This is a genomic window from Myroides sp. DF42-4-2, from assembly GCF_030326445.1.
Classification (GTDB): Bacteria; Bacteroidota; Bacteroidia; order Flavobacteriales; family Flavobacteriaceae; genus Flavobacterium.
Map to the genome: position 1 here is coordinate 110,469 of NZ_JACAKI010000009.1, position 26,077 is coordinate 136,545.

The 26,077-nt window shown below is 37.1% G+C and carries 24 protein-coding genes, 1 tRNA gene and 2 pseudogenes; 16 read left to right on the forward strand and 11 right to left on the reverse strand.

Annotation, left to right across the window (positions count from 1 at the left end; genetic code table 11):
* The first annotated feature begins 5 nt into the window (after positions 1–5).
* On the forward strand, positions 6–566 hold the full coding sequence (locus tag HX062_RS08690; protein ID WP_286467124.1) for a DUF4136 domain-containing protein: 561 nt from the start codon (positions 6–8) through the stop codon (positions 564–566).
* A gap of 410 nt (positions 567–976) precedes the next feature.
* Here the strand turns inward: HX062_RS08690 and HX062_RS08695 are convergent, their stop codons facing one another.
* Positions 977–2,125 (reverse strand): outer membrane protein assembly factor BamD, encoded by a 1,149-nt coding sequence (locus HX062_RS08695; protein WP_286467125.1) that lies wholly within the window; start codon positions 2,123–2,125, stop codon positions 977–979.
* Between the two features lie 346 nt (positions 2,126–2,471).
* On the opposite strand from HX062_RS08695, the gene HX062_RS08700 reads away from it, so the two are divergent.
* Positions 2,472–4,220: an aromatic amino acid hydroxylase gene (locus HX062_RS08700; protein WP_286467126.1), complete on the forward strand. Its 1,749-nt coding sequence runs from the start codon at positions 2,472–2,474 to the stop codon at positions 4,218–4,220.
* A 15-nt stretch (positions 4,221–4,235) separates the two neighbouring features.
* Here the strand turns inward: HX062_RS08700 and HX062_RS08705 are convergent, their stop codons facing one another.
* From HX062_RS08705 to alaS, 3 genes are all read right to left on the reverse strand, one after another.
* Positions 4,236–4,868 (reverse strand): DUF4230 domain-containing protein, encoded by a 633-nt coding sequence (locus tag HX062_RS08705; protein ID WP_182626804.1) that lies wholly within the window; start codon positions 4,866–4,868, stop codon positions 4,236–4,238.
* A gap of 14 nt (positions 4,869–4,882) precedes the next feature.
* Complete coding sequence (locus tag HX062_RS08710) at positions 4,883–5,839, reverse strand: GSCFA domain-containing protein (RefSeq protein ID WP_286467127.1); 957 nt, start codon at positions 5,837–5,839, stop codon at positions 4,883–4,885.
* A 63-nt stretch (positions 5,840–5,902) separates the two neighbouring features.
* Positions 5,903–8,539: an alanine--tRNA ligase gene (gene alaS / locus HX062_RS08715; RefSeq protein WP_182626806.1), complete on the reverse strand. Its 2,637-nt coding sequence runs from the start codon at positions 8,537–8,539 to the stop codon at positions 5,903–5,905.
* A 216-nt stretch (positions 8,540–8,755) separates the two neighbouring features.
* Between alaS and HX062_RS08720 the strand changes: the two genes are divergently transcribed.
* Genes HX062_RS08720 through HX062_RS08740 form a run of 5 tightly spaced genes read left to right on the forward strand, consistent with a single transcriptional unit; the run spans position 8,756 to position 11,939 of the window.
* The gene (locus HX062_RS08720) at positions 8,756–9,733 is read left to right on the forward strand and encodes a M23 family metallopeptidase (RefSeq protein ID WP_286467128.1); all 978 of its coding nucleotides are present in this window, start codon (positions 8,756–8,758) and stop codon (positions 9,731–9,733) included.
* On the forward strand, positions 9,733–10,062 hold the full coding sequence (locus tag HX062_RS08725; RefSeq protein WP_182626808.1) for a MerR family transcriptional regulator: 330 nt from the start codon (positions 9,733–9,735) through the stop codon (positions 10,060–10,062). The genes HX062_RS08720 and HX062_RS08725 overlap by 1 nt, the downstream gene beginning before the upstream one ends.
* Positions 10,063–10,074: 12 nt before the next feature.
* Complete coding sequence (locus HX062_RS08730; RefSeq protein ID WP_286467130.1) at positions 10,075–10,659, forward strand: LemA family protein; 585 nt, start codon at positions 10,075–10,077, stop codon at positions 10,657–10,659.
* A gap of 5 nt (positions 10,660–10,664) precedes the next feature.
* The gene (locus tag HX062_RS08735) at positions 10,665–11,105 is read left to right on the forward strand and encodes a TPM domain-containing protein (protein WP_182626810.1); all 441 of its coding nucleotides are present in this window, start codon (positions 10,665–10,667) and stop codon (positions 11,103–11,105) included.
* A 6-nt stretch (positions 11,106–11,111) separates the two neighbouring features.
* On the forward strand, positions 11,112–11,939 hold the full coding sequence (locus HX062_RS08740; protein ID WP_286467131.1) for a TPM domain-containing protein: 828 nt from the start codon (positions 11,112–11,114) through the stop codon (positions 11,937–11,939).
* A 327-nt stretch (positions 11,940–12,266) separates the two neighbouring features.
* Here the strand turns inward: HX062_RS08740 and HX062_RS08745 are convergent, their stop codons facing one another.
* From HX062_RS08745 to era, 3 genes are all read right to left on the reverse strand, one after another.
* Positions 12,267–15,020: an outer membrane beta-barrel protein gene (locus tag HX062_RS08745; protein ID WP_286467132.1), complete on the reverse strand. Its 2,754-nt coding sequence runs from the start codon at positions 15,018–15,020 to the stop codon at positions 12,267–12,269.
* Between the two features lie 61 nt (positions 15,021–15,081).
* Entirely contained in the window at positions 15,082–16,395 is a 1,314-nt protein-coding gene (gene der, locus HX062_RS08750) for a ribosome biogenesis GTPase Der (protein ID WP_182626813.1), read from the reverse strand.
* A 66-nt stretch (positions 16,396–16,461) separates the two neighbouring features.
* The gene (gene era, locus HX062_RS08755) at positions 16,462–17,349 is read right to left on the reverse strand and encodes a GTPase Era (protein ID WP_182626814.1); all 888 of its coding nucleotides are present in this window, start codon (positions 17,347–17,349) and stop codon (positions 16,462–16,464) included.
* Between the two features lie 162 nt (positions 17,350–17,511).
* Between era and HX062_RS08760 the strand changes: the two genes are divergently transcribed.
* From HX062_RS08760 to HX062_RS08775, 4 genes are all read left to right on the forward strand, one after another.
* Positions 17,512–18,168, forward strand: coding sequence for a CatB-related O-acetyltransferase (locus HX062_RS08760; protein ID WP_286467133.1), 657 nt, complete (start codon positions 17,512–17,514; stop codon positions 18,166–18,168).
* Between the two features lie 141 nt (positions 18,169–18,309).
* A tRNA-Met gene (locus HX062_RS08765) sits at positions 18,310–18,382 on the forward strand.
* Between the two features lie 168 nt (positions 18,383–18,550).
* Positions 18,551–19,168: a peroxiredoxin-like family protein gene (locus HX062_RS08770; RefSeq protein WP_220497665.1), complete on the forward strand. Its 618-nt coding sequence runs from the start codon at positions 18,551–18,553 to the stop codon at positions 19,166–19,168.
* Positions 19,169–19,520: 352 nt separating this feature from the next.
* On the forward strand, positions 19,521–20,363 hold the full coding sequence (locus HX062_RS08775) for a hypothetical protein (protein WP_286467134.1): 843 nt from the start codon (positions 19,521–19,523) through the stop codon (positions 20,361–20,363).
* A 1-nt stretch (position 20,364) separates the two neighbouring features.
* Here HX062_RS08775 and HX062_RS08780 read toward each other — a convergent pair whose 3' ends face one another.
* Positions 20,365–21,213, reverse strand: a complete 849-nt coding sequence (locus tag HX062_RS08780; protein ID WP_286467135.1) for a helix-turn-helix domain-containing protein — start codon at positions 21,211–21,213, stop codon at positions 20,365–20,367.
* Positions 21,214–21,297: 84 nt separating this feature from the next.
* Between HX062_RS08780 and HX062_RS08785 the strand changes: the two genes are divergently transcribed.
* The 4 genes and pseudogenes from HX062_RS08785 to HX062_RS08800 form a co-directional block, all read left to right on the forward strand.
* A complete protein-coding gene (locus tag HX062_RS08785) occupies positions 21,298–22,245 on the forward strand; it encodes an NADP-dependent oxidoreductase (protein WP_182626817.1) in 948 nt (315 codons plus the stop codon).
* Between the two features lies 1 nt (position 22,246).
* Positions 22,247–23,200 carry an alpha/beta hydrolase gene (locus HX062_RS08790; RefSeq protein WP_286467136.1) on the forward strand — a complete coding sequence of 318 codons (954 nt, stop codon included), beginning with the start codon at positions 22,247–22,249 and terminating at the stop codon, positions 23,198–23,200.
* Between the two features lie 3 nt (positions 23,201–23,203).
* A complete protein-coding gene (locus HX062_RS08795) occupies positions 23,204–23,785 on the forward strand; it encodes an NAD(P)H-dependent oxidoreductase (RefSeq protein WP_286467137.1) in 582 nt (193 codons plus the stop codon).
* A 19-nt stretch (positions 23,786–23,804) separates the two neighbouring features.
* Positions 23,805–23,984: pseudogene (locus HX062_RS08800) on the forward strand (IS66 family transposase); the annotation flags it as partial.
* On the opposite strand, the gene HX062_RS08805 reads toward HX062_RS08800, so the two are convergent.
* Both HX062_RS08805 and HX062_RS08810 read right to left on the reverse strand, forming a co-directional pair.
* Positions 23,938–24,420, reverse strand: a complete 483-nt coding sequence (locus HX062_RS08805) for a hypothetical protein (protein ID WP_182626820.1) — start codon at positions 24,418–24,420, stop codon at positions 23,938–23,940. The pseudogene HX062_RS08800 and the gene HX062_RS08805 overlap by 47 nt on opposite strands.
* Positions 24,413–24,970, reverse strand: a complete 558-nt coding sequence (locus HX062_RS08810) for a hypothetical protein (protein WP_286467138.1) — start codon at positions 24,968–24,970, stop codon at positions 24,413–24,415. Before HX062_RS08810 ends, HX062_RS08805 begins: the two co-directional genes overlap by 8 nt.
* 113 nt (positions 24,971–25,083) lie before the next feature.
* On the opposite strand from HX062_RS08810, the pseudogene HX062_RS08815 reads away from it, so the two are divergent.
* Positions 25,084–25,254, forward strand: a pseudogene (locus HX062_RS08815) (IS256 family transposase); the annotation flags it as partial.
* Between the two features lie 58 nt (positions 25,255–25,312).
* On the opposite strand, the gene HX062_RS08820 reads toward HX062_RS08815, so the two are convergent.
* On the reverse strand, positions 25,313–25,870 hold the full coding sequence (locus tag HX062_RS08820) for a hypothetical protein (RefSeq protein ID WP_182626823.1): 558 nt from the start codon (positions 25,868–25,870) through the stop codon (positions 25,313–25,315).
* Positions 25,871–26,077: the final 207 nt, after the last annotated feature.

The window sequence follows — 26,077 nt, forward strand, 5'->3', positions numbered from 1 at the left end:
AAGCGATGAAAACAGTATCTAAATTTCTCATTCTTGCGGCTGTTAGCATTTTTTCAGCCTCTTGTAGTAGTGTGCGTGTTTCTGCTGATTACGACAAAAACACGAATTTTACTTCCTATCAAACCTATGCTTTTTTCAAAGAGGGAATTGACAACGTAAAATTAAACGACTTGGACAAGAAACGTATTCTAAACGCAATTGATCAAGAGATGGCAGCAAAAGGCTTTACTAAAACAGATAGTAATCCTCAGCTATTAGTGAACATCTTCACTAAATCACAACAGCAAGTAAACGTTACAACCAATAACGATTACTTCTACTCAAGATACGGCTATTACGGTTGGGGCTATGCACCTTATTGGGGAGCACCTTCAACAACAGTATCTACGTCGATAGAAGGGAAATTGTACATCGATTTCATCGATACAAACAAAAAAGCGTTAATCTGGCAAGGGATTGGAACAGGCTATATTGACAATGCCAATACTCCTGAAAAGAAAGAAGCCAAAATTCAAGGGTTTGTACAGAAAATATTGAGTGCCTATCCACCTGAGGTAAAGAGATAAACATCCTAGATTTAAAACAAAAAATATTTTTTTGAGTTATAAGTATCAAACAGTAGTAAATGAATTTTACTACTGTTTTTTTTTGCGAAAAAACACATTCATTATTCTCCAACCGCCACATAAGAAAAACTTGAAAAACCCATTCTCAACTAACTTTTATTCTCACAGTCTGTGTAATTCTATTTTGAAAATCAACTAAGGACAAGAAACTCAAATTAAAATTCCTATTTAATTTTGTCTCGGAAAGACTCCCCCCCTCTAAGTGTTATTTCTTAAACTTAGCTATAATCTTTTTGAGAGCGCTTTAATCAAGTATAGTTATTTCAGGATGGGACAATTTTTTACAAAAAAAGAGGGTGACTTTTAGGGTCACCCTCTTTCTTTTTTATATTAATTATTCCTAATCAAAATTATTTTTTTCTTACTAACTGAGAAATTGGAATAGTAATAGAAGATACTTTACTTCCATCTTTTGCTATAGCAGCAGGTACTGGATTACCGTTAGCATCAACTGCAACAACTCCAATACTAGTACCTAAACTTCCATTAAAATCTACCTCAGCTTGATCATTACCTATCGCATAAACAAGTTTTGTCTCTGCAGTCTGTCCTTGCTCAATTCTAGTAAATTGCATATTTGTTAAATCTCCAAAAGCAAATGGAATTACAACTGGTTCAGAACCTGTAAAATGAATCATTCTAGAAGATCCAAATAATACATTATTCTCTGAACTTCCTGGGAAAAGATAATACTGTGGATCTGTTTGTTCAACCACAAGTAAACTATTATTTTGATAAACCCAGTTTTCACCTCGCTCATCAACAGAACCTAATTTAACAGTGAAAATTGCATACGGCGCTGCAGTAGGATCTTCTTCATTTTCATACTCATAAATAGCCCATTGTCCATTAATATTTTGAGCGTTTACAGTCATTTGTGCTACAGTAATACTTTGAACATCATTTCCTACTTTAACAAAATTTTCTTCAACAACTGGAGCTTCAATTACAACTACAGACACTACATTACTATCATTGTAATCAGCTTTAGTAGCAGTAAATTTAAATGTTCCAGCAGCATCAGCTTTCCATGGGTTAGCTACTACAGTTCCATCTTCTTTTTTAATTTGAAATCCTGCAACAGTTGCACCTTTATCATCTTTTACAGTAAAATTAACGTTATCTCCAACATTTACTTCACCGTTGGTAACTGATAATACTAACGTTCTTTTTTCGATAGGAGTATCATTTTTAGTAACTTTAATTTTCACAGTATTACTATCAACTGCACCTTTTTTCTTAGCTACAATGCTAAATTCACCTTCTTCTGTAAATTTGTAAGGATTAGTAATTTTAGCACCATCTTTGTAAAGTTCAGCAGCTTTTTCAGCTTTTCCGTTTGACTCTACAGTAAAAGTAACTGATTCATCAACCTTGATTTCCGTTTTGTCCGCTTTTAACGTAAGTTTCGGATCTTCGCTTTTGTTATCGTCGCTACTACAAGAAGCTCCGAATGTAGCCAAGCCCGCTACAGCCAAAAACATAAATAATTTTTTCATAAATATTTGCTTTAATTAGTTAATAATTGTGTTGCAATATAAAAACATTTTTGAAACTAAAAAAAAAATTAGTTAATATTATCTTTAATGTTCCCTAATAATCTACGGTAATAAACAAATCTTATAGATTATACCGCCCTGCATACTATAATATTTAACATTTTAATTATACATAATAGAAATATTTAACCCTATAATTACATATTTAAGATTTTAACATTTCAAACAACGTAAACGTATAGTCAAGATTTCATTATTCTCTATTTGTAAATCATAAAATCAAGAAACTATAATACATTCATCTTTTTCCTTATATTTACCGCAACCAAACTACTATTTGAATACTATGGACGCAAGAGAATACGAAAGCAATGAATTAATAGACCGCTTACCACCACATTTAAAGCAATTTATCAAGCCTCAAGACTACGAGGACTACACCCCGATAAACCAAGCGGTATGGCGCTATGTAATGAGAAAGAACGTCGATTATTTATCGAAGGTAGCACATGATTCCTACTTGGAAGGGTTAAACAAGACTGGAATCTCGATTGAATCTATTCCAAGCATGTATGGAATGAATCGCATATTAAAGGAAATTGGTTGGGCAGCCGTGGCAGTAGATGGTTTTATCCCACCTAATGCTTTTATGGAATTCCAAGCATACAAAGTACTTGTTATAGCCTCTGACATTAGACAACTAGAGAATATTGAATATACACCCGCACCTGATATTATTCACGAAGGCGCTGGACACGCTCCAATTATTGCCAATCCCGAATATGCAGAATATTTAAGACGCTTTGGAGAAATTGGATGCAAAGCAATTTCTTCTGCACATGATTATGAGATTTACGAAGCAATCCGCTTACTCTCTATTCTAAAAGAGGCAGAAGGTGTCGATGAAGCTGACATTAAAAAAGCAGAAGACGAAGTTGATCGCCTACAAGCAATCACAACCGCTCCTTCTGAAATGGCTTTAATCCGAAATTTACATTGGTGGACCGTAGAATACGGCTTAATTGGGACAGTGGACAATCCAAAGATCTATGGTGCTGGATTGCTTTCGTCCATTGGAGAAAGTGCTTGGTGCATGACGGACAACGTAGCAAAACTTCCTTACACCATTGAGGCAGCTAATCAAGGGTTTGACATCACCAAACCACAACCTCAACTCTATGTAACTCCTGATTTTGCCTATTTAAGTGAAGTATTGGAAAATTTTGCCAACAAAATGGCTATACGCAAGGGTGGTTTGGAAGGAATACAAAAATTAATCGACTCCAAAGCGCTAGGAACAATTGAATTAAATACTGGTATTCAAATTTCAGGACACTTTACAAATGTAATTGAACACGAAGGAAAACCAGCATATGTCCAAACAACGGGACCTACGGCTTTGTCTTACCGCGAAAAAGAACTCGTTGGACACGGTACAGAAACACATCCTCACGGTTTTGGAACAGCACTAGGTCGCTTAAAAGGCATCAACCTCGCAATTGAAGATATGAGTCCTCGCGACTTAAAAGCCTACAATCTGTTCGAAGGACTACCTGTAACTTTGGAATTTGAAGGCGGTATTACGGTTTCAGGAACGAATATCACTGGTATTCGAAACATACACGGAAAAATTATCTTAATCAGCTTTAAAGATTGTACAGTCAAACACGGGGATACCATACTCTTCCAACCAGAATGGGGAACTTATGACATGGCAGTAGGTGCATCGGTTATATCAGCCTTCTCTGGACCTGCAGATTACAAGAGTTTTGACCTGGTGAATCACGTTCCTTCTTCTAAAACAATCAAAGCTAAAAGAGATGAAGACCGCATTAAATTAGAAACAATCTATCAGGCCGTTCGCCAAATGCGTGAAGACAACAAATCTATTGATCTTAATGCTACACTAGACACCTTAATTCAATCCTATCCAACCGATTGGTTATTGACCGTTGAAATTCTAGAACTAGCAAAAAAGAACAAAGACGAAAGTCTATACCAAAAGGCGATGAGTCGCTTAGAGCAACTAAAAGTAGAAAGACCTAAAGTAGCGCACTTAATCGTTGATGGAATAAGCATCATCGAACAAGCGTAAAACATATAGCAATTACTAAGGAAGGAAAGTGGCTGATAAGTCACTTTCTTTTTTTATGGTATTTCCTTGGTATTCCAATTTCCATCCTAACATATTGGTTACCACTAACAGTTTCCCTAATTCACTCATCAAGCGATTTTCAGCATTGCTCTTTAAGGTCGATTGCTCAATCTTCTTTTGTAAATCGTCCTTTATTCGCGCATTTATTTTGTTGTAATCCGTTCCTGTAAAGGGATTAAATGTACTAGTTTCCACGTCATACAATTTGTAATCGGGATAAATATTCACCTCAGGATCAGGAATATGCAACAGTTGAACTACTTGGCGCTCTTCGTCAATCTGGTATTGTAGTTGAGTTAAATCATAAGCTACTGTAGCCTTAGCATTGACGATAACCACTGCTTTTTTGGTAAAAGAAACGAGGTTTAGCAAATACTTTTGTTGGTCTTCATAGGTCATCACTTGAGAATAATTCGCCTCTGTCACAATTAATTTACTCACATTCTTCAATTGCTCTTGAATTAAATTCGAGTTATACTCAATCTTACTCGTAGATGAACCGCCAGCGTAATGGTATACCACTACACCCATAAACATAAAGAATAACACCAAAAAAAAGGAGAACAAAATTCGCAAAAGTCTTCTCATAGCTGTAAGGTTGTTTATCTAAAATTCATAAAAGGATAGCGAACTAGCAAATCGTCGATTTTTTCAATCAACGTATCTAAAAACTTCAGATGTTGTGCCGCTGTAGGATTAAAAGGACGATGGTTCAATCCTCTTTGCACCTCCTCTACTTTTTTCATCACTTCCATCATTGCTTCGTCAATGTAGTGGGCAACAAATCGCTCCCAAACATACTGAATAGCAATAGCATTAGGATGGATTAAATCGGCTGCATAAAAGCGATAATCGCGTAATTCATCCATTACAATTTCGTAAACGGGAATATAGCTTACCTTATCATCCTGTAAGTCGTCTATTGCGTCGTGTAGGGCAGCAAGTAGTATACTTTTACTGCGTTGATTTTCGGCAAAACCATCTTTCGTATGGCGAACAGGAGAAATCGAACACATGATATGCGCATGTGGATTCAGCGTTCGAATCATTTGCACAATAGACGTATAGCTTTGTCTTACTTCTTCATAGGTCAACAGACGCTTGTCAAATTGCGTATTAGGCAACTTATGACAATTAGCCACAATCTCTTGGGTTTCTTTGAATACGTACACCCAAGCTGTTCCGAAAGTCAGCATAATAAACGAGCTCTCGCGCAAAGCAACTTGTAAGTCGAACACCTTGGCGTTTAACTTTACTACAATATCCTCTTGCTCCAATTCGTTTAAATCGGAATGAGCTGCGAAAGAACTCCATATTTCTTGGTGTTCAAAAACATCTGCAGCGGTAAATTCAAAATTACGCACTGCGTATTCCACCACTTTCTCTATAGCTTTGGGATGAAACAAAATCCCAAAAGGGTTGGTGGTTTGCTGAAATTGAAACGACTTAAGCTTTTCTCCTATATTCGCTGCAAAACAAGATCCCAAGCAGAGAATCTGATCGTCATAGGTGATTTTTCTCCCTCCATAAGACAAGGGAACAACGGTACTAAAATTCATATCCTAGATCTAATAAGAAAAAAAGATTCCTGCGAATAGGAATCTTTTTATGGTAAAACTACATTAGTTCAAATAATCAATAGCATGGCTGATTGCCTCTTTCATGCCCTCAGGATTTTTACCTCCTGCAGTAGCGAAGAACGCTTGTCCTCCACCGCCTCCTTGGATATATTTACCCAATTCGCGAACAATCTGTCCAGCATTCAAGCCTTTTGTTTCTACAATTTCTTTAGAAACATAACACGTCAACATGGGTTTATCATTGACAACAGAACCGAAAACGAGGAATAAGTTAGCGTATTCGCTTCCTAATTCGTAAGCGAGATCTTTTGCTCCATTTGCATCTAAGTCAACCTCAACAGCGAGGAAAGAAACCCCGTTAATCAATTGAATTTGTCCTTTTAATTCGCCTTTTACGTTTTTCGCTTTCTCTTTCAATAATTGCTCCACTTGTTTTTTAAGTCTTGCATTCTCATCTTGTAGAGAGACAACAGCTTTAAGCGTATCTTGTGGGTTTTTCAACACCGCTTTTAATTCCTTTAACGTATTCTCTTGCTCGTTGTAAAACGCACGTGCAGCTTGGTTACTAATTGCCTCAATACGGCGGATTCCAGCTGCAACAGCACCTTCACTTACAATTTTAAACTGCCAAATATCGGCTGTATTTTGGACGTGAGTACCTCCACATAGCTCCATACTCTCACCAAAGCGAATTGCGCGAACCTCATCTCCGTATTTTTCACCAAAAAGAGCCATTGCTCCTTCTGCAACTGCTTGATCAAAAGGAATACTTCTTCTTTCAATCAACGGCAATTGCTCGTGAATTCGCTCATTGACGAAATCCTCTACCCTTTGCAATTCCTCTTCTGTCACTTTAGCAAAGTGAGAAAAGTCAAAACGCAAATGAGTAGGAGCAACTAAAGATCCTTTTTGCTCTACATGCGTTCCTAAAATCGTACGCAATGCCTGGTGCAACAAGTGAGTAGCAGAGTGATTTGCCATGGATTGCTTGCGTGCCTCGACATCCACTTTAGCGGTAAAAGTTCCCTCTACATTGGCAGGTAATGCTTTTACAATATGTAAAATTAAATTGTTCTCTTTTTTAGTATCCAGTACTTCAATTGATTCATTGGCTGTTACAATAGCACCGCGATCGCCTACTTGCCCTCCTCCTTCTGGATAGAATGGCGTCGCATCTAAAACCAATTGGAATAATTTTCCATCTTTCTTACTGTCTACTTTTCTATAACGCGTAATTTTTACTTGGTTCTCTAACTGATCATATCCAACGAACTCTTCGACGTTACCGCCGATCAACACCGTCCAATCATCTGTTGAAACTTCGGAAGCCGCTCTTGAACGCGTTTTTTGTTCATGCATAGCTGCTTCAAATCCTTTTTCGTCTAACTCCAAGCCTTTTTCTCTCAAGATTAAAGCCGTTAAGTCAATAGGGAATCCAAATGTGTCATACAGTTCAAATGCCTTAGCACCATCTACAATGTTACCGTTTGTTTTCTCAATCACTTGATCCAACAAATGCAATCCTTGCTCTAAGGTACGCAAGAAAGAAGCTTCTTCTTCTTTAATAACATTTTCGACTAAGTTTTTTTGTGATACGATCTCAGGAAAGAACGTTCCCATTTGCGCAGACAATACCTCTACTAATTTATAGATAAAGGGTTCTTTAATTCCCAAAAAGGTAAATCCATAGCGAATTGCGCGACGCAAAATACGACGAATTACGTAACCAGCTCCATTGTTTGATGGCAGCTGTCCGTCTGCAATGGCAAAAGCAACTGCACGTACGTGATCTACCACTACGCGGATTGCAATATTAATTTTATTTTGTTGTTCACTTATCCCTTGAACAGTATTATCTGTGTATTGCAATCCTGTAACTTCTTCAACTTTTCGGATTAAAGGCGTAAATACATCTGTATCGTAATTTGAAGTTACCCCTTGCATCGCCATACACAAACGCTCAAATCCCATTCCTGTATCGACGTGTTGTGCTGGTAGTTTTTCAAGTGATCCATCCGCTTTTCGGTTGAACTCCATGAATACGTTATTCCAAATTTCAACAACTTGAGGGTGATCAGCATTCACTAAAGAGAAACCAGAAACAGCTGCTCTTTCCGCATCAGTACGCAAGTCGATGTGAATTTCAGAACAAGGTCCACAAGGTCCTTGGTCTCCCATTTCCCAAAAGTTGTCCTTTTTATTCCCCAAGATGATGCGATCTTCCGAAACGTATTGTTTCCAAAGGTCGAATGCTTCTTGATCAAAAGGTACATTTTCCGCTGGGTTTCCTTCGAATACAGAAACGTATAAACGGTCTTTTTCTAATTTTAAAACCTCAGTTAAAAACTCCCAAGCCCATGCGATTGCTTCTTTTTTAAAGTAATCACCAAAAGACCAGTTCCCCAACATTTCAAACATGGTGTGGTGGTAGGTGTCAAAACCAACGTCTTCTAAATCATTGTGTTTTCCCGAAACGCGTAAACATTTTTGAGTATCTGCAATACGCTTGCTTTTCGGCGTGGCGTTTCCTAAAAAATATTCTTTAAACTGGGCCATCCCAGAGTTGTTAAACATTAAAGTTGGATCATCTTTTAAAACGATCGGTGCTGAAGGAACAATTAAATGTCCTTTTTCTTCAAAAAAGTTTAAAAACTTCTGACGAATTTCTTGTGATTTCATATTTTCGGAAACTAATATTTTCTATCAAACATTTGAATTACTTGCTAATTATCTCGTGTAAACTGGCATAGACTAACAAAATGTGTTAATTTTTTATTTCCATTTGTTACCTAATCAAGTATTAAACCAAAACATTGTTTAAATTTGTTGTTCAATGCCTTTTTATTCTATCCAAGGTGTTCACGAAATTATTGCAAAAATAGTGTTTTTTAAATTATGGCTAAGGTAAAATATTATTACGATTCTGAAAAGTTAGCGTTTCACAGAATACGTCCAAAATCTTCGAAGCGAATCGTAAACATATTGTTATTCATTCTATCGGCAGCAGCATTTGGATTACTTGGCTTATTTATATTAATTAATGCCAGTATATTAGCGACACCAAAAGAGAAAATGCTCGAGCGAGAAGTGGCTGAATTCAAGACCAATTATACCTTGCTAAATAAAAAGATAGACCTGATTGCGGAAGTATTAGATGAATTAGAAGTTCGAGACAATGAAATTTACAGGGCTTACTTCAACACAGCTCCTATTCCGGCAGAACAACGTCGCGCAGGACTGGGTGGATTAAACCGCTACAAAGAGTTTAAGAACTTGCAAAATGACAAGCTCTTACGCCTCACTACAGAAAAAGTGGATATTATAGCTAAGCAAACGGCCATACAATCGCGCTCCTTAGATGATATTATCAACTTAGCCAAAGGAAAAGAAAAGCTTTTAGCAGCAATTCCTGCGATTCAGCCAGTAAAGAACGAAAGTCTAAAACACATGGCCTCTGGGTATGGATACCGAAGTGACCCTTTTACAAAAATTAAAAAATTTCACGCGGGAATGGATTTCTCTGTCAATATTGGAACGCCTATTTATGCAACGGGAGATGGACGTGTGACACGAGCCAACAACCAGCTTTCTGGCTATGGAAATTTAATAGAAATAGAACATGGCTATGGGTACCAAACGCGTTATGCTCACTTGAGCAAGTACAACGTAACCCAAGGGCAAACCGTAAAAAGAGGTGACATCATTGGTTATGCAGGTAGCACAGGACGAAGCTCAGGCCCGCATTTACATTATGAAGTTCACTATAAAGGCAACCCTGTCAATCCGCTAAACTATTACTATGGCGATATTTCAGCCAAAGAATTTGAGCTGTTGTTACAAGAAGCGAACCACGAAAATCAATCCCTAGACTAATGAAAGTTAATTTACCAGAGAAACGATATTACAGCATAGGCGAATTAGCAAAGGCTTTTGATGTCAATACTTCTTTGATCCGCTTTTGGGAAAAGGAATTTGACATTATTAAACCGAAGAAAAACGCCAAAGGCAATCGCATGTTTTCTCAACAAGACGTCAAAAATTTCGAACTTATTTACCACCTTGTAAAAGAGAGAGGGTTTACCTTAGACGGAGCAAAAGAACAACTAAAATTAAAGCCCTCAGAAGCCGTTGACAATTTAGAAATCATAAAGCGACTGGAATACATTAAAGAAACATTAATAAGTATAAAAAACGAACTCTAAACAAAAAAGAACATGAAAAAAGCGTTACCCATTATTATCGCCCTAGTTGTATTAATTGGAGGCTACTTCTTATTATCCATGAATTACCAAAACACTGCTTTAGTACACAAACAAGCCGTGGATAAATCGTGGGCAGATGTAGAAGGTGCTTACCAAAGAAGAAATGATCTAATCGGAAATTTAGTTGAAACAGTAAAAGGAGCTGCAGATTTTGAAAAATCAACGTTAGAAGCTGTAGTAAATGCAAGAGCCAAAGCAACTTCAGTAAATATCGATCCAACGAATATGACCGAAGAACAATTGGCTAACTTCCAACAAACACAATCGGGCGTATCAAGTGCATTAGGCCGTTTATTAGTTACGGTTGAGAAATACCCTGATTTAAAAACAAATCAAAACTTCTTAAAATTGCAAGATGAACTAGCGAGTACAGAAAATCAAATTTTCACTCAACGCAGCCGTTTTAACGAGGCTGTTCAAGCTTACAACGGTTATATTTTAAAAATGCCTAATAAGTACTTTTTGAGTGGGTATACAGAACGTCCTTTCTTCAAAGCGGAGGCTGGAGCGGAAAGTGCACCTAAAGTAAAATTCTAATTCATATGCAACCTATCCATCAATTTTTAAGTCCATCGGATGAACAAGAAGTGATTGAAGCAATCACACAAGCGGAAAAAAACACGACAGGTGAGATTCGAGTACACATCGAGTTAGCATCAGACAAAGAGCCTTATGCAAGAGCGCAGGAAGTATTTTTCGAATTGGCTATGGATAAGACCACTCATGCGAATGGTGTTTTATTTTACGTTTGTTTAACTTCTAAAGCTTTTGTTATTCTAGGGGATAAAGGGATTGATCAACGCGTGCAAAAAGAAAATTTTTGGGAAGGCACAAAAGAATTGGTCATCAATCACTTCAAACAAGGATTGTATAAACAAGGGCTGATTTACGGCATACTCAAAGCAGGTAGTCAATTAAAGATCTATTTCCCTTCTACAGGGGAAAACAACAACGAACTATCGAACGAAATATCAAAAGCTTAACAAAACATGCAAAAACGAAGAAATAAAGTCCTATCATTTGTTGTATTTGCTTTCATTTTACTTTGTTCGCAAGTCAATTATGCCCAATTTGATATTCCGCCTGTTCCTTCAAAAGCACAACAGACCTCAGTCTATGATTATGCTCAGATTCTAAGCAGTCAGCAGAGCAAAGCATTAGAAGAACGCCTGCTAACATATAGCAAGGAAACCTCAACGCAAATTGTTGTAATTACCATTCCCTCTTTAGAAGGAGAGAGCATAGGTATATTGGGGCCTAAGTGGGGACAAACGTGGGGTATTGGTCAGAAAGACAAAGGCAATGGAGTACTCATCCTCTTAGCGGCTAAAGAAAGACAGATTGGCATCTATCCAGGATATGGAGCAGAAGTTCAAATTACTGCGGGACAAGGCGGCGAATTGATTCGAAATAGGATTATTCCTGAATTCAAGAAAGGCGACTATTACGCGGGATTAAATGAAGGTGTCACGGGGATAATGGAAATGCTAGCAGGTACTTATCAAGCAGATAAAGACGCCCGTATGGAGGGCGATAACGAACTTGGAGGTTTACTTTGTGTATTTGCTATCATAGCCTTGATTATTGGAACTATTGTATTTAAAAACAATAATAACAACGGAGGAGGTCGTGGTGGCAATGGATCCCATCGCGGTTTCTTAGATGATTTAGCCAGTATGGTTATCCTGAGTAACCTAGGAAGAAGCTCCGGTGGCGGTGGCTTTGGAGGAGGCGGAAGCTTCGGCGGCGGCGGCGGTTTTGGCGGCGGCTTCGGAGGTGGAGGTTTCTCTGGTGGTGGATCAAGCGGAAGTTGGTAACCAATACATACAAAGAGGGTGATCTTAATAGATCACCCTCTTTTGTTGTTTTAGCCGTTCGCTGAACCATTTACCATAAGTATATCAACATAATACCTCTATTGTACGTCCATAGTGCCTCTATAAAACAACCGCGTTTTAATAGAGGCACTATGGACTTATAATGGACTCACTATGGACTCACTACCTATCATTTTCCTTCTGATCCTATTCTAGTCTTGTAAAAACAACGCGTGATTTTGCCCGTTTTTTACTCCTAGTAAGCTTGAGATTATCTAGTTTACAAATTAACGCTGTAATTTTTCCTTTTCACCTCGCCTTTTTCATTTATCTTGTACGCATCATACTGCCTCGAGAACTCCTTCCTCCTCCATAATTCCCTCTATTTCCTCTTGTTTCTTTTCCGCCAAATGCCTTTAGACTATAGGTTAAAGAAAACATCACATAGCGCTTTAAAACCAAACTCTCCGAATCGACAATTGACGTTGCATCTATCGTTCTTCTCGAACTGGTGTTCTGATTCAGTACATCATACACTTTTACTTTAGCTTTGAATCGATCCCCAAAAAACTCATACGCCAAACTGATGTTCCACATATAGAAATCTCGATTATAGCCACTGGCAATTTGCGAGTTATACGTGTAACTAAAATCATTGCCAATCGTAAATTTACTCGGCCAATATAAAATCGCTTCCAAAGCCGCATTGTGTGTGTAAGTACTAGCACGATCAACATTAAAATTCTTGTAACTCGACCAATTCGTCGTATAATTGTAAGAAGGTGATATGCGAACTAATTCGTCATAATCAAAACTTGCATATACCCGAGGACTTAAACTATTGGAAAGTGCATCATAGGTTACCCCATCGATATAACCTTTACTCACACTGTGATTATATCGCAGATTAACCCCATAACGCAAAGCGATTTCATCCCATTTGGACGATCGATACCACGATCCATTTAACGACCAGTTATAAGCCCCTGATACATTTTTATAGGTAGAAATACTCTTGCGATCCTCATCATAATCTACAGCACTAACAATACTGTTGTTCAAAAGGTTGATATTTCCGTAAAGCGAATAGCCCGAACGCGTTTGAAAATTATACGATCGATAGCTCGCATTAAAGGAGTGATTTCCCGTAGGACGCAAATCGGGATTTCCAACAAAGGTGTGCAGCGGATTACTCACATCAACGATATCCAAAAGCTCCGTCGCTCGTTGATAGGTCACATTGTAATTATAGGTGAAAAAGAAAAAATTCCCCCTTGATAACAAGTAGCGAAGATTGAGCCGAACATTAGGATCAATGTACTTTTTGTCTAACGCATAAAGTTGATTGTTGTATAAGGCTTCTACGTTATTTTTTACAATTTGAGTCGATGTATTAAAATCGGCGTTGAATTTCTTATGAGTAAAATTAAACCCTACATAAGGCGCTACTGTAGTTTGAACCGTCAAATAGCGATTGGTTTGCAAGGTATTTAAATCTGTATACCCTTGTGTGGCTTCATTGAAGTCAAATACTTTTGCATCGGTAATGGTTTGGTTTCTGTCCCATCTATTTCCGATTAACATCGTTAATGAATCAGTCACAGGTTGGCTATACTCAAAAGAAAGCGTATAGGAGTCATTGGAGTTGTTCTGTTGTTGATACTGACGACGAATATCCACTTCTTGTTCAGATTTATAAAAGTTTGTCACAGACTCTTGCAAGATATCACTCGTATTCACCCCATTAGAGTTTAAAAATTCAACAGTAAAAAATTGTCGATCTCTTTTTAACTTTCTCATATAGCGCATGGCGTTTGAAAAACTATTGCTTTCTCCTTTGCTTTTCGCTTGAGATTCACTGTCATTGAGTAATTCCCCCGCTTCATTCAGTGCCTGATCTGACGAATTTGTACTCGAATTTGAATAATTGCGTTGAAAACTAGGCATGATGTAAAAGGAGTCTTTCTCGCCAATATAATCAATCGACACATTAGCCGAATGTCCCTCAGAATCACTGTTAGATCCCGATTCCGAATTGTTGGTGAATTCACCCGAAGGTAAAAACTGGGTTACAGTAGAACGGTTCTTACTTTCATTGTCGGAAAAATTATAGTTGTAACTGCCATTAACTTTTAATTTACTCGAGAGGTCTTGCACAAAATTGACCCCTAGCATTCTCGATGCTGTAATTCCGCCAGAACTTCTCCCCATCCGCATATTGTCAAACACCTCATCCATAGAGAATCCCATCGCATTAATGTTGTTGGCAGAACCAATTACATTTAGCTGAGTTTTGTCAAAAAAAGTATTGAAAAACAAGCTACCTTCATAGCGTTCGTCTGAGCCATAGCCTCCAGTTAATTTCCCGAAATATCCCCTATTATTCTCTTCTTCAATGGTGATATTAATACTAGCATGATCTGATTTTGCACGTTCACCTGTGAATTTCTCTTTCTTGGTTTTCTGATCGGTTACTTGCACCTTATTGATGATCTCAGCGGGCAAATTTTCCAAGGCTATTTTGCCATCCTCTCCAAAAAAAGGTTTTCCATTTACCAAGATCTCATTGACTTCCTTTCCGTTAATTGTGATTTTCTTATTTTCATCCATCTGAAATCCAGGCAATTGTTTGAGCAATTGTTCTAAATTCGCATCGGGTCGTACGGAGAATGAAGAGGCATTGAACTCCAGGGTATCCTTCTTCACGCGAATAGGAGGTATGTCTGCTTGAATGACCAATTCATCCAAATTCGTAATGAGTTCTTTCAGCTGAATCGTTCCTAGGTCATAGGTACTTTTATCTGTAGGTTCTAAAGCTTTTACATAAGGTTTAAAACCTAGCATGCTCGCTTTAAACAGTACTTTTTCTTCGGGCATTTTTACTTTGAGATCAAAATTGCCTTCGGCATTGGACATGCTGTATTCCAAAACTGAATTGTCTTTTTCTTTGACTACATATACTGTTACGGCTTCCAAGGGATTTTTAACAGAATCGGTCAATTTTCCGTGAATACTAACCGTTGATTGGGCCAACACTATTGGAGCCATTAAGAGTATGATCAAGCCTAATATTTTCTTCATAGCAATAAAAAACGGTCTTTGTTCTTTCAAACAAAGACCGTATATTTTAGTATAATTACAATTATTTTTGTCTAAAATAAATATCGATAGGTACACCGCTAAAGTCATAAATCTCGCGTAATTTATTCTCAACAAATCGGCGATATGGATCTTTAATATACTGAGGTAAATTTGCAAAAAACACAAATTGAGGCGATGGAGTTGGCAACTGCATACAATATTTAATCTTGATATACTTTCCTTTAATTGCTGGCGGAGGAGTATGTTCAATAATTGGCAACATTGTTTCATTAAATTTAGAAGTCGAAATGCGGTTCTTTCTATTTTCATATACTTGAACTGCTGTTTCTAAAGCTTTTAATAAACGCTGTTTCGTAATTGTAGAAGTAAACACAATCGGCACATCCGTAAACGGAGCAATGCTTTCGCGAATTTTATCTTCAAATTGTTTTGACGTTAGTGTATCCTTATCAATTAAGTCCCACTTGTTTACTAAAATAACAATTCCTTTTCTATTTTTCTCAGCTAACCAGAAAATATTTTGATCTTGTCCTTCAAAACCTCTCGTCGCATCCACCATTAGAATACAAACATCACTGTGTTCAATAGCGCGAATAGAACGCATTACAGAATAAAATTCTAAATCTTCTTTTACTTTTGTCTTTCTGCGAATACCCGCAGTATCAACTAAATTAAAGTCAAAGCCAAATTGCGTAAAACGCGTGTCAATAGCATCTCTTGTCGTTCCTGCAATATCAGTTACAATATAGCGATCTTCTCCAATTAACGCATTGATAAAACTTGATTTCCCAGCATTTGGACGTCCTACTACCGCAAAACGAGGAAGTTCTCCATCTTCACTTTCTTCTCTGATTTCCTCCTCTGGCAATACTTTTATTACCTCATCTAATAAATCCCCCGTACCACTACCGCTCATTCCGGCAATTGGATAAATTTCACCCAATCCTAAATTGTAGAATTCATAGGTATCTTCCATGCGCTTTCCACTATCCACCTTGTTTACTGCTACAAAAACAGGCTTTGTTTCGCGGTGTAATAGTTTGGCTACTTCAGCATCCATAGGGGTAATTCCCTCTTCTACGTCTACTACAAATATGATCACGTCCGCCTCTTCAATAGCTAATGCTACTTGGCGTCTGATTTCTTCTTCAAAAACATCATCAGAACCTTTTATATATCCTCCTGTATCGATTACAGAGAACTCTCTTCCATTCCATTCTGATTTGCCGTAGTTTCTATCACGAGTTACCCCGCTAACCGAATCTACAATTGCCTCTCTCCTTTGAATCAAGCGATTAAAGAAAGTGGATTTTCCTACGTTTGGTCTCCCAACTATGGCTACTATACTACTCATATACTATTTTAATATGTCGCAAAGTTAATACTTCAATGCAATATTTGATGCTATTATTTAATTTCTCTATTTTTTTTGATTGTATCCGAAACGTCTCAATTGATAATCGCTCGATCTCCAATCCTTATTCACCTTGACAAACAATTCTAAGTGAACCTTTTTACAAAAGAACTTTTCCATCTCCTCACGAGAGGCAATACCCACCTTTTTCAATGCGGCCCCTTTGTGGCCGATTAAAATTCCTTTTTGGGTGTCTCGTTCCACCATAATAATGGCTTTGATGCGAATAATATCTTCTTCTTCTTTAAATTCTTCTGTTTCTACCTCAACGGCATAAGGAATCTCTTTGTCGTAGTTCAACAAAATTTTCTCGCGAATAATCTCACTGACGAAAAAACGCTCTGATTTATCAGTCAACGCATCCTTAGCATAAAAAGGAGGTGATTCTGGAAGCAATTCAATAATGCGATCGTACACCGCTTGTGTATTGAATTTCTCCAAAGCAGAGATAGGGAAAATCTCAGCATTTGGGACTTTTGATTTCCACAAGGCTACTTGTTCCTCCAATTGCTGCTGGTTGGATTTATCAATCTTATTCAACAACAACAAAATAGGCACTTTAGAATGAATAATTCGGTTGAAAAAAGCTTCGTCTTTTAGTTCTTTCTCCCCTACTTCAACCATATAAATTAAGACATCTGCGTCTTCAAAAGCAGATTTTACAAAATCCATCATGGATGCTTGCAATTCATAGGCAGGTTTTATGATACCCGGTGTGTCCGAAAATACAATTTGATAATCCTCTTCATTTACAATTCCTAAAATGCGATGTCTTGTTGTTTGTGCTTTTGATGTAATTATCGATAATCGCTCCCCTACTAATGCATTCATTAGGGTAGATTTACCTACGTTAGGATTACCTATAATGTTCACAAATCCAGCTTTATGTGCCATAAAAATATATTTTTCGCTACAAAGGTAGTTTTTATCAATGAGATAGTTGAAAAAAAATGAAAGAACTCGACCTAAAACCTTCCCAAAAGATTTTTTTGGGGATCAAAATTTTGATTTAGATGCAAATTGACTAGCTTTAGGTTTTAAAACGAATACAATTTTATGCATACAAACCACAAACATTGGTCCATCGTTGAATATTTACACCAAACCGTAAAGAATCCCAATATCCACATCAAGGGAAATACTAGTTATTACAGTGCTGCATGGAGCGGTTCATTTGAAGAAAGTGTAGTGCGTTATTTATATGGAGATGATTATAGTACAAGCCAATGGGAGTCTGCTTGGCCAATTGATCAACTCTATATTGGATCCCATGTTTGCATTGCAGCAGAAGCAGTGATTCTGATGGGGGGCAATAATACCCATCGCACGGATTGGTTTAGCTTATACCCTTTTAGTGAAACACTCGTCCAATCTTATGAGCAAAAAGGAGATACTAGTATAGGCGATGGTGCATGGATTGGTATGAGGGCAATGATTATGCCAGGGATTACTATAGGAGAAGGAGCCGTCATTGCATCAGGAGCAATCGTAACTAAAAATGTTGAGCCCTACACCATCGTGGCAGGAAATCCAGCTAAACCCATTAAAACGAGATTCGATGCTTCAACTATTAAAACACTATTGCAATTGAAGTTGTATGAGTGGCCAACCGCCAAATTCCAGGCCTTACAGCCTCATCTGTGTGCGAATGACATCGCAAAATTGGTACACGAAAGCTATTTATATGATCTGGCACATGATCTATCAAAATAATTTAAAAAAAAGAAAAAGACAACTACACTAATGCTCAACCCCTTACACCAAGAACTTTCAACAAAGTCTGAGTAATTGAAAAAAAAACACTGCTTTACTTGTTTCATAGCAATATTAGTTTGTATATTTGCACCACAATAGCGCGGGATAGAGCAGTAGGCAGCTCGTCGGGCTCATAACCCGAAGGTCACAGGTTCGAGTCCTGTTCCCGCTACAAAGCCAAAAAGACTTAATCATTTGATTAAGTCTTTTTTTTTTGTACTTTTTTTTACACCTCCTCCCTCATGTATTCCAATATTGACTTTTTTATCCCTTAGGGACAAAACTATGCGGTATTGTCTCCTTGGATTTAATTCCAAATCTTTGCTGAAAATTATCGCCCATGATCCCTACATTAACTCAACAAATTGCTGAATTAAATGAAAATTTAGCACAACAAGTACCCACAGAAGTATTAACTCGTTTTGGTCAATCCATTGAAGACCTCAAAAAATTACAACTCGAACAAAGAGCCATTGCACTAGGCGATCCTTTTCCTAACTTCAAACTTCTGAATACGGAAAATCAAATAGTAGAATTGAGTGAATTAGTGCGAAAAGGACCCGTAATCATCAGTTTCTTCCGCGGATCCTGGTGTCCTTATTGTAATTTAGAGCTACGCTCCTTCCAAAATAAACAAAGTAGTTTAGCGCAACAAAAGACAACTGTTGTTGCCATTTCTCCTCAACTTCCCGCGTATAACCTAGAACTGAAACAAACCCATCAGTTGGATTTCGAACTTCTTACGGATCGAGATAATCTATTGGCTAAACAAATTGGAATTGCCTTTCAATTACAAGACTATATCATTCCCATCTATGAAACACTAGGCATTGATCTCCCTACCTTCAATGGCACAGCACAACATGAATTACCTATTCCCGCTGTTTTTTTATTGAATCAAGAGGGAATTGTCACTTATAAATTCGTCGACTCGAACTATATGAAACGCGATGAGTAAATGGTGAGTGGTGAGTGGTGAGTGGTGAGTGGTGAGTGGTGAGTGGTGTACATCCCTAAATATGGTTGACCGTTTTTAAACATTAACTTCATTATTAAATATAGTAATAAATGGTTTGGAAAAAGTACTTTTTCCAAACCATTTATTTTCAAACTCAACAGGTATCATTTTATCTATTGAATTATGAGGTCTGGTATTGGGTGAGGCAAATACCATGTACCCTTCTCCCATTTAACTATTACCTCGAATAAAGTATCCTTAAACAAAAAAGAATTTGAATTATACGTACTATTTTGTGCTATAATTTACTAATTCTTTCTATCTTAGCCCATAATACGATAGATAATTCATTATGAACTATTTTCTTCTTTTACTACTAGTATTCTCGTTAACATCTAGTCACGCACAAACCAATATAGACAAACAGAAAAAGGAAATCTTAGCGGAAGGGATGCGTCTCTATCGTTCAGAAATGGCTTCTTGGTATGGTACTGATTTATTTTTACCACGTTATGAAAACAAAGAAAACATCGGAGGTTATCTATCCTATACAGAAAACGAAAACGCCACCTGCATCTTTTTTTCTAAAAAACCTAATCCACAAGTTTTAGGCACCATTACTTTTAATCAAAACTACGAGTTAGAACAGGCTCTTATCGATATAACAACACGTGATTTTACTAAAAAAGAACTTGATTTATACACGCTTAGACAAGTCGCCTTAGAAGATATTGCTCAAGATACCCTTTACAAGAGATACCGAAACACTCAACTTAATTTAGTACCACTTATCCATGGAAAGGAAAAGAAAGTCTATGTTCTAACTGGACCATCGATAAGTGGAGTCGTTATTTTTGGAAATGATTACCTCATCACCTTCAACAAAGACAATACAATACGCTCCAAAAAACAGCTTCACAAAAACATTATTCCCATTAACACAAATGAAACAGAAAATGGACATCTTGTACTGAGTACTATACATTCCCATTTACCTGAAACAGGTCACTTACCTACTGCAACGGATATTTGTACTTTATTGCTTTATTCGCCATTTACTACTTGGGAGAGTCACCTCATTATTTCAGATAAGTATAGAAGTATTTGGGACTGTAAAAAAAGTGATTTACTTGTATTATCGAATGAAGTAATCGACAAGATAAATCAACATCAAGACGCTAAAGACAAAGATTAAGTCAATACTTTTCAACACTTACCACTTCCCCTTTCCGAAACGCAGACATGCTCATACCTTTATGGCGTTTAAAGAACTTATTGCAATGACTTTCATCTGCAAATCCAAATTCATGAGCTATTTCATTGATTCGCAGATCACTAAAGAGCAACCGGTGTTCAATTAGTCGGATTTTATAAGCTGAAATATACGCTTGTAACGATTCACCTCCATGCTTGCGAAAATAACTTCCCAAATAAGTTGGCGACATGCCAAATCGATCGGCAATGGCCGCTATTTTCAACAAGTCTGGTTCTCGAATGTGTTGCTGAATATAGTTGAGTATTTGTACGATTTTAGCATCATTAGTCTCTCCTAAAGGTTTTAGTTGAATTTGAGCGATATTACGGGCAGCAATAACTAGAATGGCATTGACAATCGGTCGAATTAAATCTTCATTATACATCAATTCTACCTTCAACACTCCTTGTAGGGTTTGTATTAACTGCGCAACTAAGCGCTTATCCTCTTTATGAACCAATACAGAAGCAGAAAGATGAGAGGCATAATACAACAGGCATTCAATATGATCAATACTCTTCCATTGGTATTCTTTGACATAAGACTCTCCAAAGCGAATCACCATAAACTCACATATTCCCTCTAAATCAAATTCATGACAATCTTGAGGCGTAATCAAAAACAGATCGCCTGCTCGAAAGGGAATGCGATTGCCATTGACGGCATGACTTCCACCTCCTGCAATCACGTACACGAGTTCAAAGAAATTAAACTGCCTATTGCGCAAAGGGCAAACCTCTACTTTTTCATAGTACACCTCTAGGGCTTGGTAAATATTTTCTTTCGCCATACTGCAAAAATACCGAAATACACTTGATTTATACCTAATAGCACATAATTTATCAGTCTATTTTTGCTTGAAGTAAAAAAGATAATGAAAGCAATTACATTAGAAGGATTTGGAGGGATTGAACATCTCCAGTATAAAGATATTCCTATCCCTAGACCCCAAGCGAATGAAGTACTCATTCAAACCAAAGCAATCAGCATAAATCCCGTAGATATAAAAGTTCGCACCCGTCAAGCGCCCTTAGCAGAACAGCTTCTTCAACATCACCCGTTGATTCTGGGATGGGATATTTCAGGGATTGTCATTGAAGTGGGGGCCTCAGTGACAGATTTTACCGTTGGAGATGAAGTTTTTGGCATGGTTAACTTTGTAGGTCATGGGCAAACCTATGCTGAATATGTAGCTGCCCCTGCCCATCATTTAGCGTTAAAACCCACCCATATTTCTCATTCAGAAGCTGCAGCGAGTACACTCGCCGCACTGACTGCTTGGCAAGCGTTTACGTCCTATGGAAAATTACGTCCTCATGATCGCTTGCTCATTCATGCCGCTGCTGGTGGTGTCGGCCATTTCGCCATACAAATCGCAAAATACCTCGGTGCTTACGTCATTGCTACTTCATCTACAACCAATAAGGATTTTGTACTTTCTTTAGGGGCTGATGAGCACCTAGACTACCGTCAGGTTGATTTTGAAAAAGAATTGAGCAACCTCGATTTTGTTCTAGAAGCCATAGGAGGTTCAAATTTTCAAAAGTCCGTTGCTATACTCAAACCATTTGGAACTATTGTCACCTTACCGTCTGGGCACACAAAAGAAGATGAACAAAAAGCACAAGCTAAGTTTTTACACGCTTGTTATTTTATGTCTGTGTATTCGAGTCAAGAGGATATGAAGCAAATTGCTCAACTATTAGCAGCAGGTCACATCAAACCTCATATCTCCCACCTTTATTCTTTTGAAGAATTACCACAAGCCCATCTACAACTAGAAAGCGGACATACCGTAGGAAAAACAGTAATTGAATTTTAACATGATACAACAAGATATTGCTATCGAATTAATGCAAGCCATAAACGAAAGCCCATATAGTCAAATTGACTATGATCATCTATTAGTTCATCATCCTGAGCAAATTCGCATTGAAGAACAACAACTAGCGAATAAAGAGGAGCCGCTGGATATTCCCGAAGGCTTAACCGTTGAAAATATAGTAATTCCCTCTCGCAACGCTGAACGGAGCATTCGTTTGAGAACCTATCGTCCTTCAAATCAAAGCAAGCTTCCTATACTGCTGTATTTCCACGGAGGAGCCTTTATTTATGGGACTCCTGAGCAATATGATTTTATTTTTTATCCATTGGCATTGGCTGTGAATATAGCAATTGTATCAGTGGATTACAGATTAGCCCCTGAGCATCCATTTCCAGCAGCCTTAGAAGATGGATATGATGCATTACTATGGTTAGCCCAAGAAGCGGGTCAATTGGGAGGAAATAAAGAGGATATCAGCCTTGGTGGAAGTAGTGCAGGGGGGACTATCGCTGCTTCTCTTGCTCATTTAGTCCGAGACAAACAAGAAATTGTTATACAGCATCAATATTTGCTATATCCCCCTATGGACCACCGTTTGCTCACGCCTTCCATGCAAACGTTAGCCCATGCCCCTATGCAAAGCAAACAAGCAGCTGCTTGGATGTGGCACTATTATTTAGGCACACATCAAGATCCTCCACTCCCCTATGCAGTACCTCTTTTGCAAGCGGATGTATCTCATCTGCCTCCAACTACGATTATCATAGCCGAAGCTGATCCGCTTAAAGATGAGGCGAAACAATATGCAGAACGCCTCCAACAAGCGGGCATTCCAACAACTCTTTTTAAAGTTAAAGGAGCTACGCATGTATTTGACTTTTTTCCAACAACTATGGCCCGCGAATTTTGGAAGCAACAAATTACCTATTTAAAATCTATTTTTATTCGATAACCCATGAATATACTAGTCATCAATGGACATCCTAATCCAACGAGTCTTACGACCTCTTTGGCACAAACATATATTGAAACTGCACAAAGTTTAGGTGCTTCAGTTCGTTATCTGCCGATCGGCGACCTACACTTTAATCCGAATCTTCAATACGGATATGCAAAACGCATAGAATTAGAACCCGATTTACTTCGTGCATTAGACGATATCAATTGGAGTACCCATCAGGTTTGGATATACCCGATGTGGTGGGTAGGCATGCCTGCAATTATGAAAGGATTTTTTGATCGTTTATTTTTACCGGGATTAGTGTTTAAGCATCATATGACCAAGCCTACCGAAGGACTTTTACAAGGTAAAACAGCACGTATTATAATCACTATGGGTGATCTATCTCCAGAAATCCATCACTCCGTTTATCGCGATAGTGGCATCACTCCCTTACAAGAAGGCATATTAACCTATTGCGGTGTTCAAGTAGAAGAAGCCGAAGTATTTGGTCCTCTAAACGATTATAGTCCAGATGACATCCGTCAACTCCTCTTACAAATGAAAGAAAAAGCGAAAGAGGATGTGAAAAAATAGTATTCGGTCAAGGTAAAAAAACAACCTTGTTGAAAATGCGATGAGACCAGTAGCGCTTGGACGTAAAAACTCCCTCTTTGCAGGATCACATGATGCTGCACAAAGAGGGACGATGATTTATACTTTTATTGCTAATTGCAAAAAGTATGATGTTAATCCATACCAATGGCATAAAAATAGTACAGATCTATATCTTTAATAGCATACGATGCAGCGATATCACGAGCCATTTCTCCTAAATAATTCCCTCCAAAAAGAGCTACTTTACTTACTATACTAAAAGTATTTTTTGCTCTATTCCATTTTACTCTAGAGTTATACTTACCTATTGCTTTCTGATGGTTACTTGTATTATTAGCCCCTTGTCTAGTCCCATTTTTATTACTAAAAATATCTTTGTCCTTTTGCATCTGCTCAGCTAATTCAGGATTAGATACAACAGAGTTCCACTGTGTTTTACATTTAAAATCCTCGTCAATAACAATATCAATTTCTACTAAAAGAACTTTTTCTTTACTTCCTAACAAAACAGAAGATTGTACACGACGATTCTTATCTATTTGCAATTTTCTATAATCCGTACCTACATGATGGGTACAGACTACATAATTTCCTTCATATAAATAGCTACTCATCTTTTATATATTTGGGATTAATATACATGCGCATAGCCTTATGACCTTTTCCTAATGAAGTATGCACCTCTTGTCTTTCAAAACCGTATTGATTTACAAAAACTCGTAAAATATGTTGCACTTCAGCAAATTGATCAACATTAGATTGTTTTGAAGAAAGTCTAATGCCAAATTTAAATATAGTATTATCTGTGAAATAAAAACGCAAACTTCCTTTTCCCATATTTGAGTTTTGTCCTCTAATATCAGCCCCATAAATCTTCTCTATTTCCTCAATCTTTTTAGACAACACTAATTTTTCATTTTCATACACTTCCATATTATCATTTTCAAACACTATTTTTAAAGAATACTTAGTAAAGTAAATAGTGCCATAAACTAAAACTTGCCAAATTGCTCCCATTAGAATCACACGAGCAAGCATATTATGAGTAATAAGAATACTACCAATTAATAAAGCTATGTTAAGACTAATAAACATAAGCCCTAAAAGCCCTAAAAAACCAAGACTTGACGCTTTTAGACTAAACTCTTTCTCTATCTTTTTCATCTTTTTAATAATTCGAATTAATATACATAAACATATACTTACTTTTTCCCAACTTAGTATAATGATCTTGTTTAACGAAACCATATTCATCTATAAAATAACTAGGTTGAGTAAAATACACCAAGAACAAATTATCCTTCCCTACAGATGAAGCTGTGATGAAATCCGTATATTTGGCTGTAAGAGAAGCAACTAAAAAATGGTACATGCCTGTGAGAAACTGGGGAGTGATTATTGATCAATTCTTAATCCTATTTAAGAAAGGGTTAGACTCTAGAAAGTAAAACCTAACCCAAGCTTTATTTTTGAACTCACACACTTTAAGAGACAGTGCCTAATAAATTATAAAACACTAAAAATTTTTCCAAAAAATAAAATCATTAATATTAAAGGAAATGCATAAATCATCCCTGCCATTCGTATCAGATTATCACTAAATTTATGTTTTTCTTGTATTTTATGTTTTTTTAAATATAATTCTATTTCAGACATATAGTTGACATCAATATGCAATACATGTTTCTTTCCTTTCTTAGTCTTAATTCGAAATAAAAAATACTTTTCTATATTTGTACACATATAGTAATCCTGTATATCACTTAGATTTACTACTCTGTCTTTATAAATCATACGCTCTGGAGTGAATGTTACCACTATAGCTGTCTCATTAAGATGCTTAACCATATATCTAAATAACAATCCTCCTACTGCTGCTACTAATATTAACCGGGTGCTTTTATTATAAGAGGCTGCCAACATAGCAGGTGCTATTACTGGTATCCACATATATAATACTTTTAGCGATGTATAATAATTAAAAGCTTTTATATCTATTAACTCTTTTAAATTCTTCTTGTTATCTACTTCTTTATACTGATTCTGCGGCCAATCTTTTCTCATCCCTATTTTATTTAACCTATAAATCCACTTGCTTTAATTCAAACTTAGAAATAATTTGATAATTATTCTTTACCTGTTCACTCATTGTAATACTCGCAGATTTCTAATTCTTTTTTGTTTCAGTATCCATTAGTTTTAATAAATAAGGCATTCTATACTCTCCATGCATTTGTTGGATATATTCTTTTGCTTTATTCAATTCAATAC

Excerpts from the sequence above, each read along its gene's own strand:
- HX062_RS08775 (WP_286467134.1), top strand. The coding sequence starts at position 19,521 with ATGAACTATTTTCTTCTTTTACTACTAGTATTCTCGTTAACATCTAGT.
- era (WP_182626814.1), bottom strand. The coding sequence starts at position 17,349 with ATGGCACATAAAGCTGGATTTGTGAACATTATAGGTAATCCTAACGTA.
- der (WP_182626813.1), bottom strand. The coding sequence starts at position 16,395 with ATGAGTAGTATAGTAGCCATAGTTGGGAGACCAAACGTAGGAAAATCC.
- HX062_RS08705 (WP_182626804.1), bottom strand. The coding sequence starts at position 4,868 with ATGAGAAGACTTTTGCGAATTTTGTTCTCCTTTTTTTTGGTGTTATTC.
- HX062_RS08700 (WP_286467126.1), top strand. The coding sequence starts at position 2,472 with ATGGACGCAAGAGAATACGAAAGCAATGAATTAATAGACCGCTTACCA.
- HX062_RS08735 (WP_182626810.1), top strand. The coding sequence starts at position 10,665 with ATGCAACCTATCCATCAATTTTTAAGTCCATCGGATGAACAAGAAGTG.
- alaS (WP_182626806.1), bottom strand. The coding sequence starts at position 8,539 with ATGAAATCACAAGAAATTCGTCAGAAGTTTTTAAACTTTTTTGAAGAA.
- HX062_RS08805 (WP_182626820.1), bottom strand. The coding sequence starts at position 24,420 with ATGAGTAGCTATTTATATGAAGGAAATTATGTAGTCTGTACCCATCAT.
- HX062_RS08780 (WP_286467135.1), bottom strand. The coding sequence starts at position 21,213 with ATGGCGAAAGAAAATATTTACCAAGCCCTAGAGGTGTACTATGAAAAA.
- HX062_RS08820 (WP_182626823.1), bottom strand. The coding sequence starts at position 25,870 with ATGAGAAAAGATTGGCCGCAGAATCAGTATAAAGAAGTAGATAACAAG.
- HX062_RS08740 (WP_286467131.1), top strand. The coding sequence starts at position 11,112 with ATGCAAAAACGAAGAAATAAAGTCCTATCATTTGTTGTATTTGCTTTC.
- HX062_RS08720 (WP_286467128.1), top strand. The coding sequence starts at position 8,756 with ATGGCTAAGGTAAAATATTATTACGATTCTGAAAAGTTAGCGTTTCAC.
- HX062_RS08790 (WP_286467136.1), top strand. The coding sequence starts at position 22,247 with ATGATACAACAAGATATTGCTATCGAATTAATGCAAGCCATAAACGAA.
- HX062_RS08695 (WP_286467125.1), bottom strand. The coding sequence starts at position 2,125 with ATGAAAAAATTATTTATGTTTTTGGCTGTAGCGGGCTTGGCTACATTC.
- HX062_RS08760 (WP_286467133.1), top strand. The coding sequence starts at position 17,512 with ATGCATACAAACCACAAACATTGGTCCATCGTTGAATATTTACACCAA.
- HX062_RS08770 (WP_220497665.1), top strand. The coding sequence starts at position 18,551 with ATGATCCCTACATTAACTCAACAAATTGCTGAATTAAATGAAAATTTA.
- HX062_RS08745 (WP_286467132.1), bottom strand. The coding sequence starts at position 15,020 with ATGAAGAAAATATTAGGCTTGATCATACTCTTAATGGCTCCAATAGTG.
- HX062_RS08725 (WP_182626808.1), top strand. The coding sequence starts at position 9,733 with ATGAAAGTTAATTTACCAGAGAAACGATATTACAGCATAGGCGAATTA.
- HX062_RS08710 (WP_286467127.1), bottom strand. The coding sequence starts at position 5,839 with ATGAATTTTAGTACCGTTGTTCCCTTGTCTTATGGAGGGAGAAAAATC.
- HX062_RS08810 (WP_286467138.1), bottom strand. The coding sequence starts at position 24,970 with ATGAAAAAGATAGAGAAAGAGTTTAGTCTAAAAGCGTCAAGTCTTGGT.
- HX062_RS08690 (WP_286467124.1), top strand. The coding sequence starts at position 6 with ATGAAAACAGTATCTAAATTTCTCATTCTTGCGGCTGTTAGCATTTTT.
- HX062_RS08795 (WP_286467137.1), top strand. The coding sequence starts at position 23,204 with ATGAATATACTAGTCATCAATGGACATCCTAATCCAACGAGTCTTACG.
- HX062_RS08785 (WP_182626817.1), top strand. The coding sequence starts at position 21,298 with ATGAAAGCAATTACATTAGAAGGATTTGGAGGGATTGAACATCTCCAG.
- HX062_RS08730 (WP_286467130.1), top strand. The coding sequence starts at position 10,075 with ATGAAAAAAGCGTTACCCATTATTATCGCCCTAGTTGTATTAATTGGA.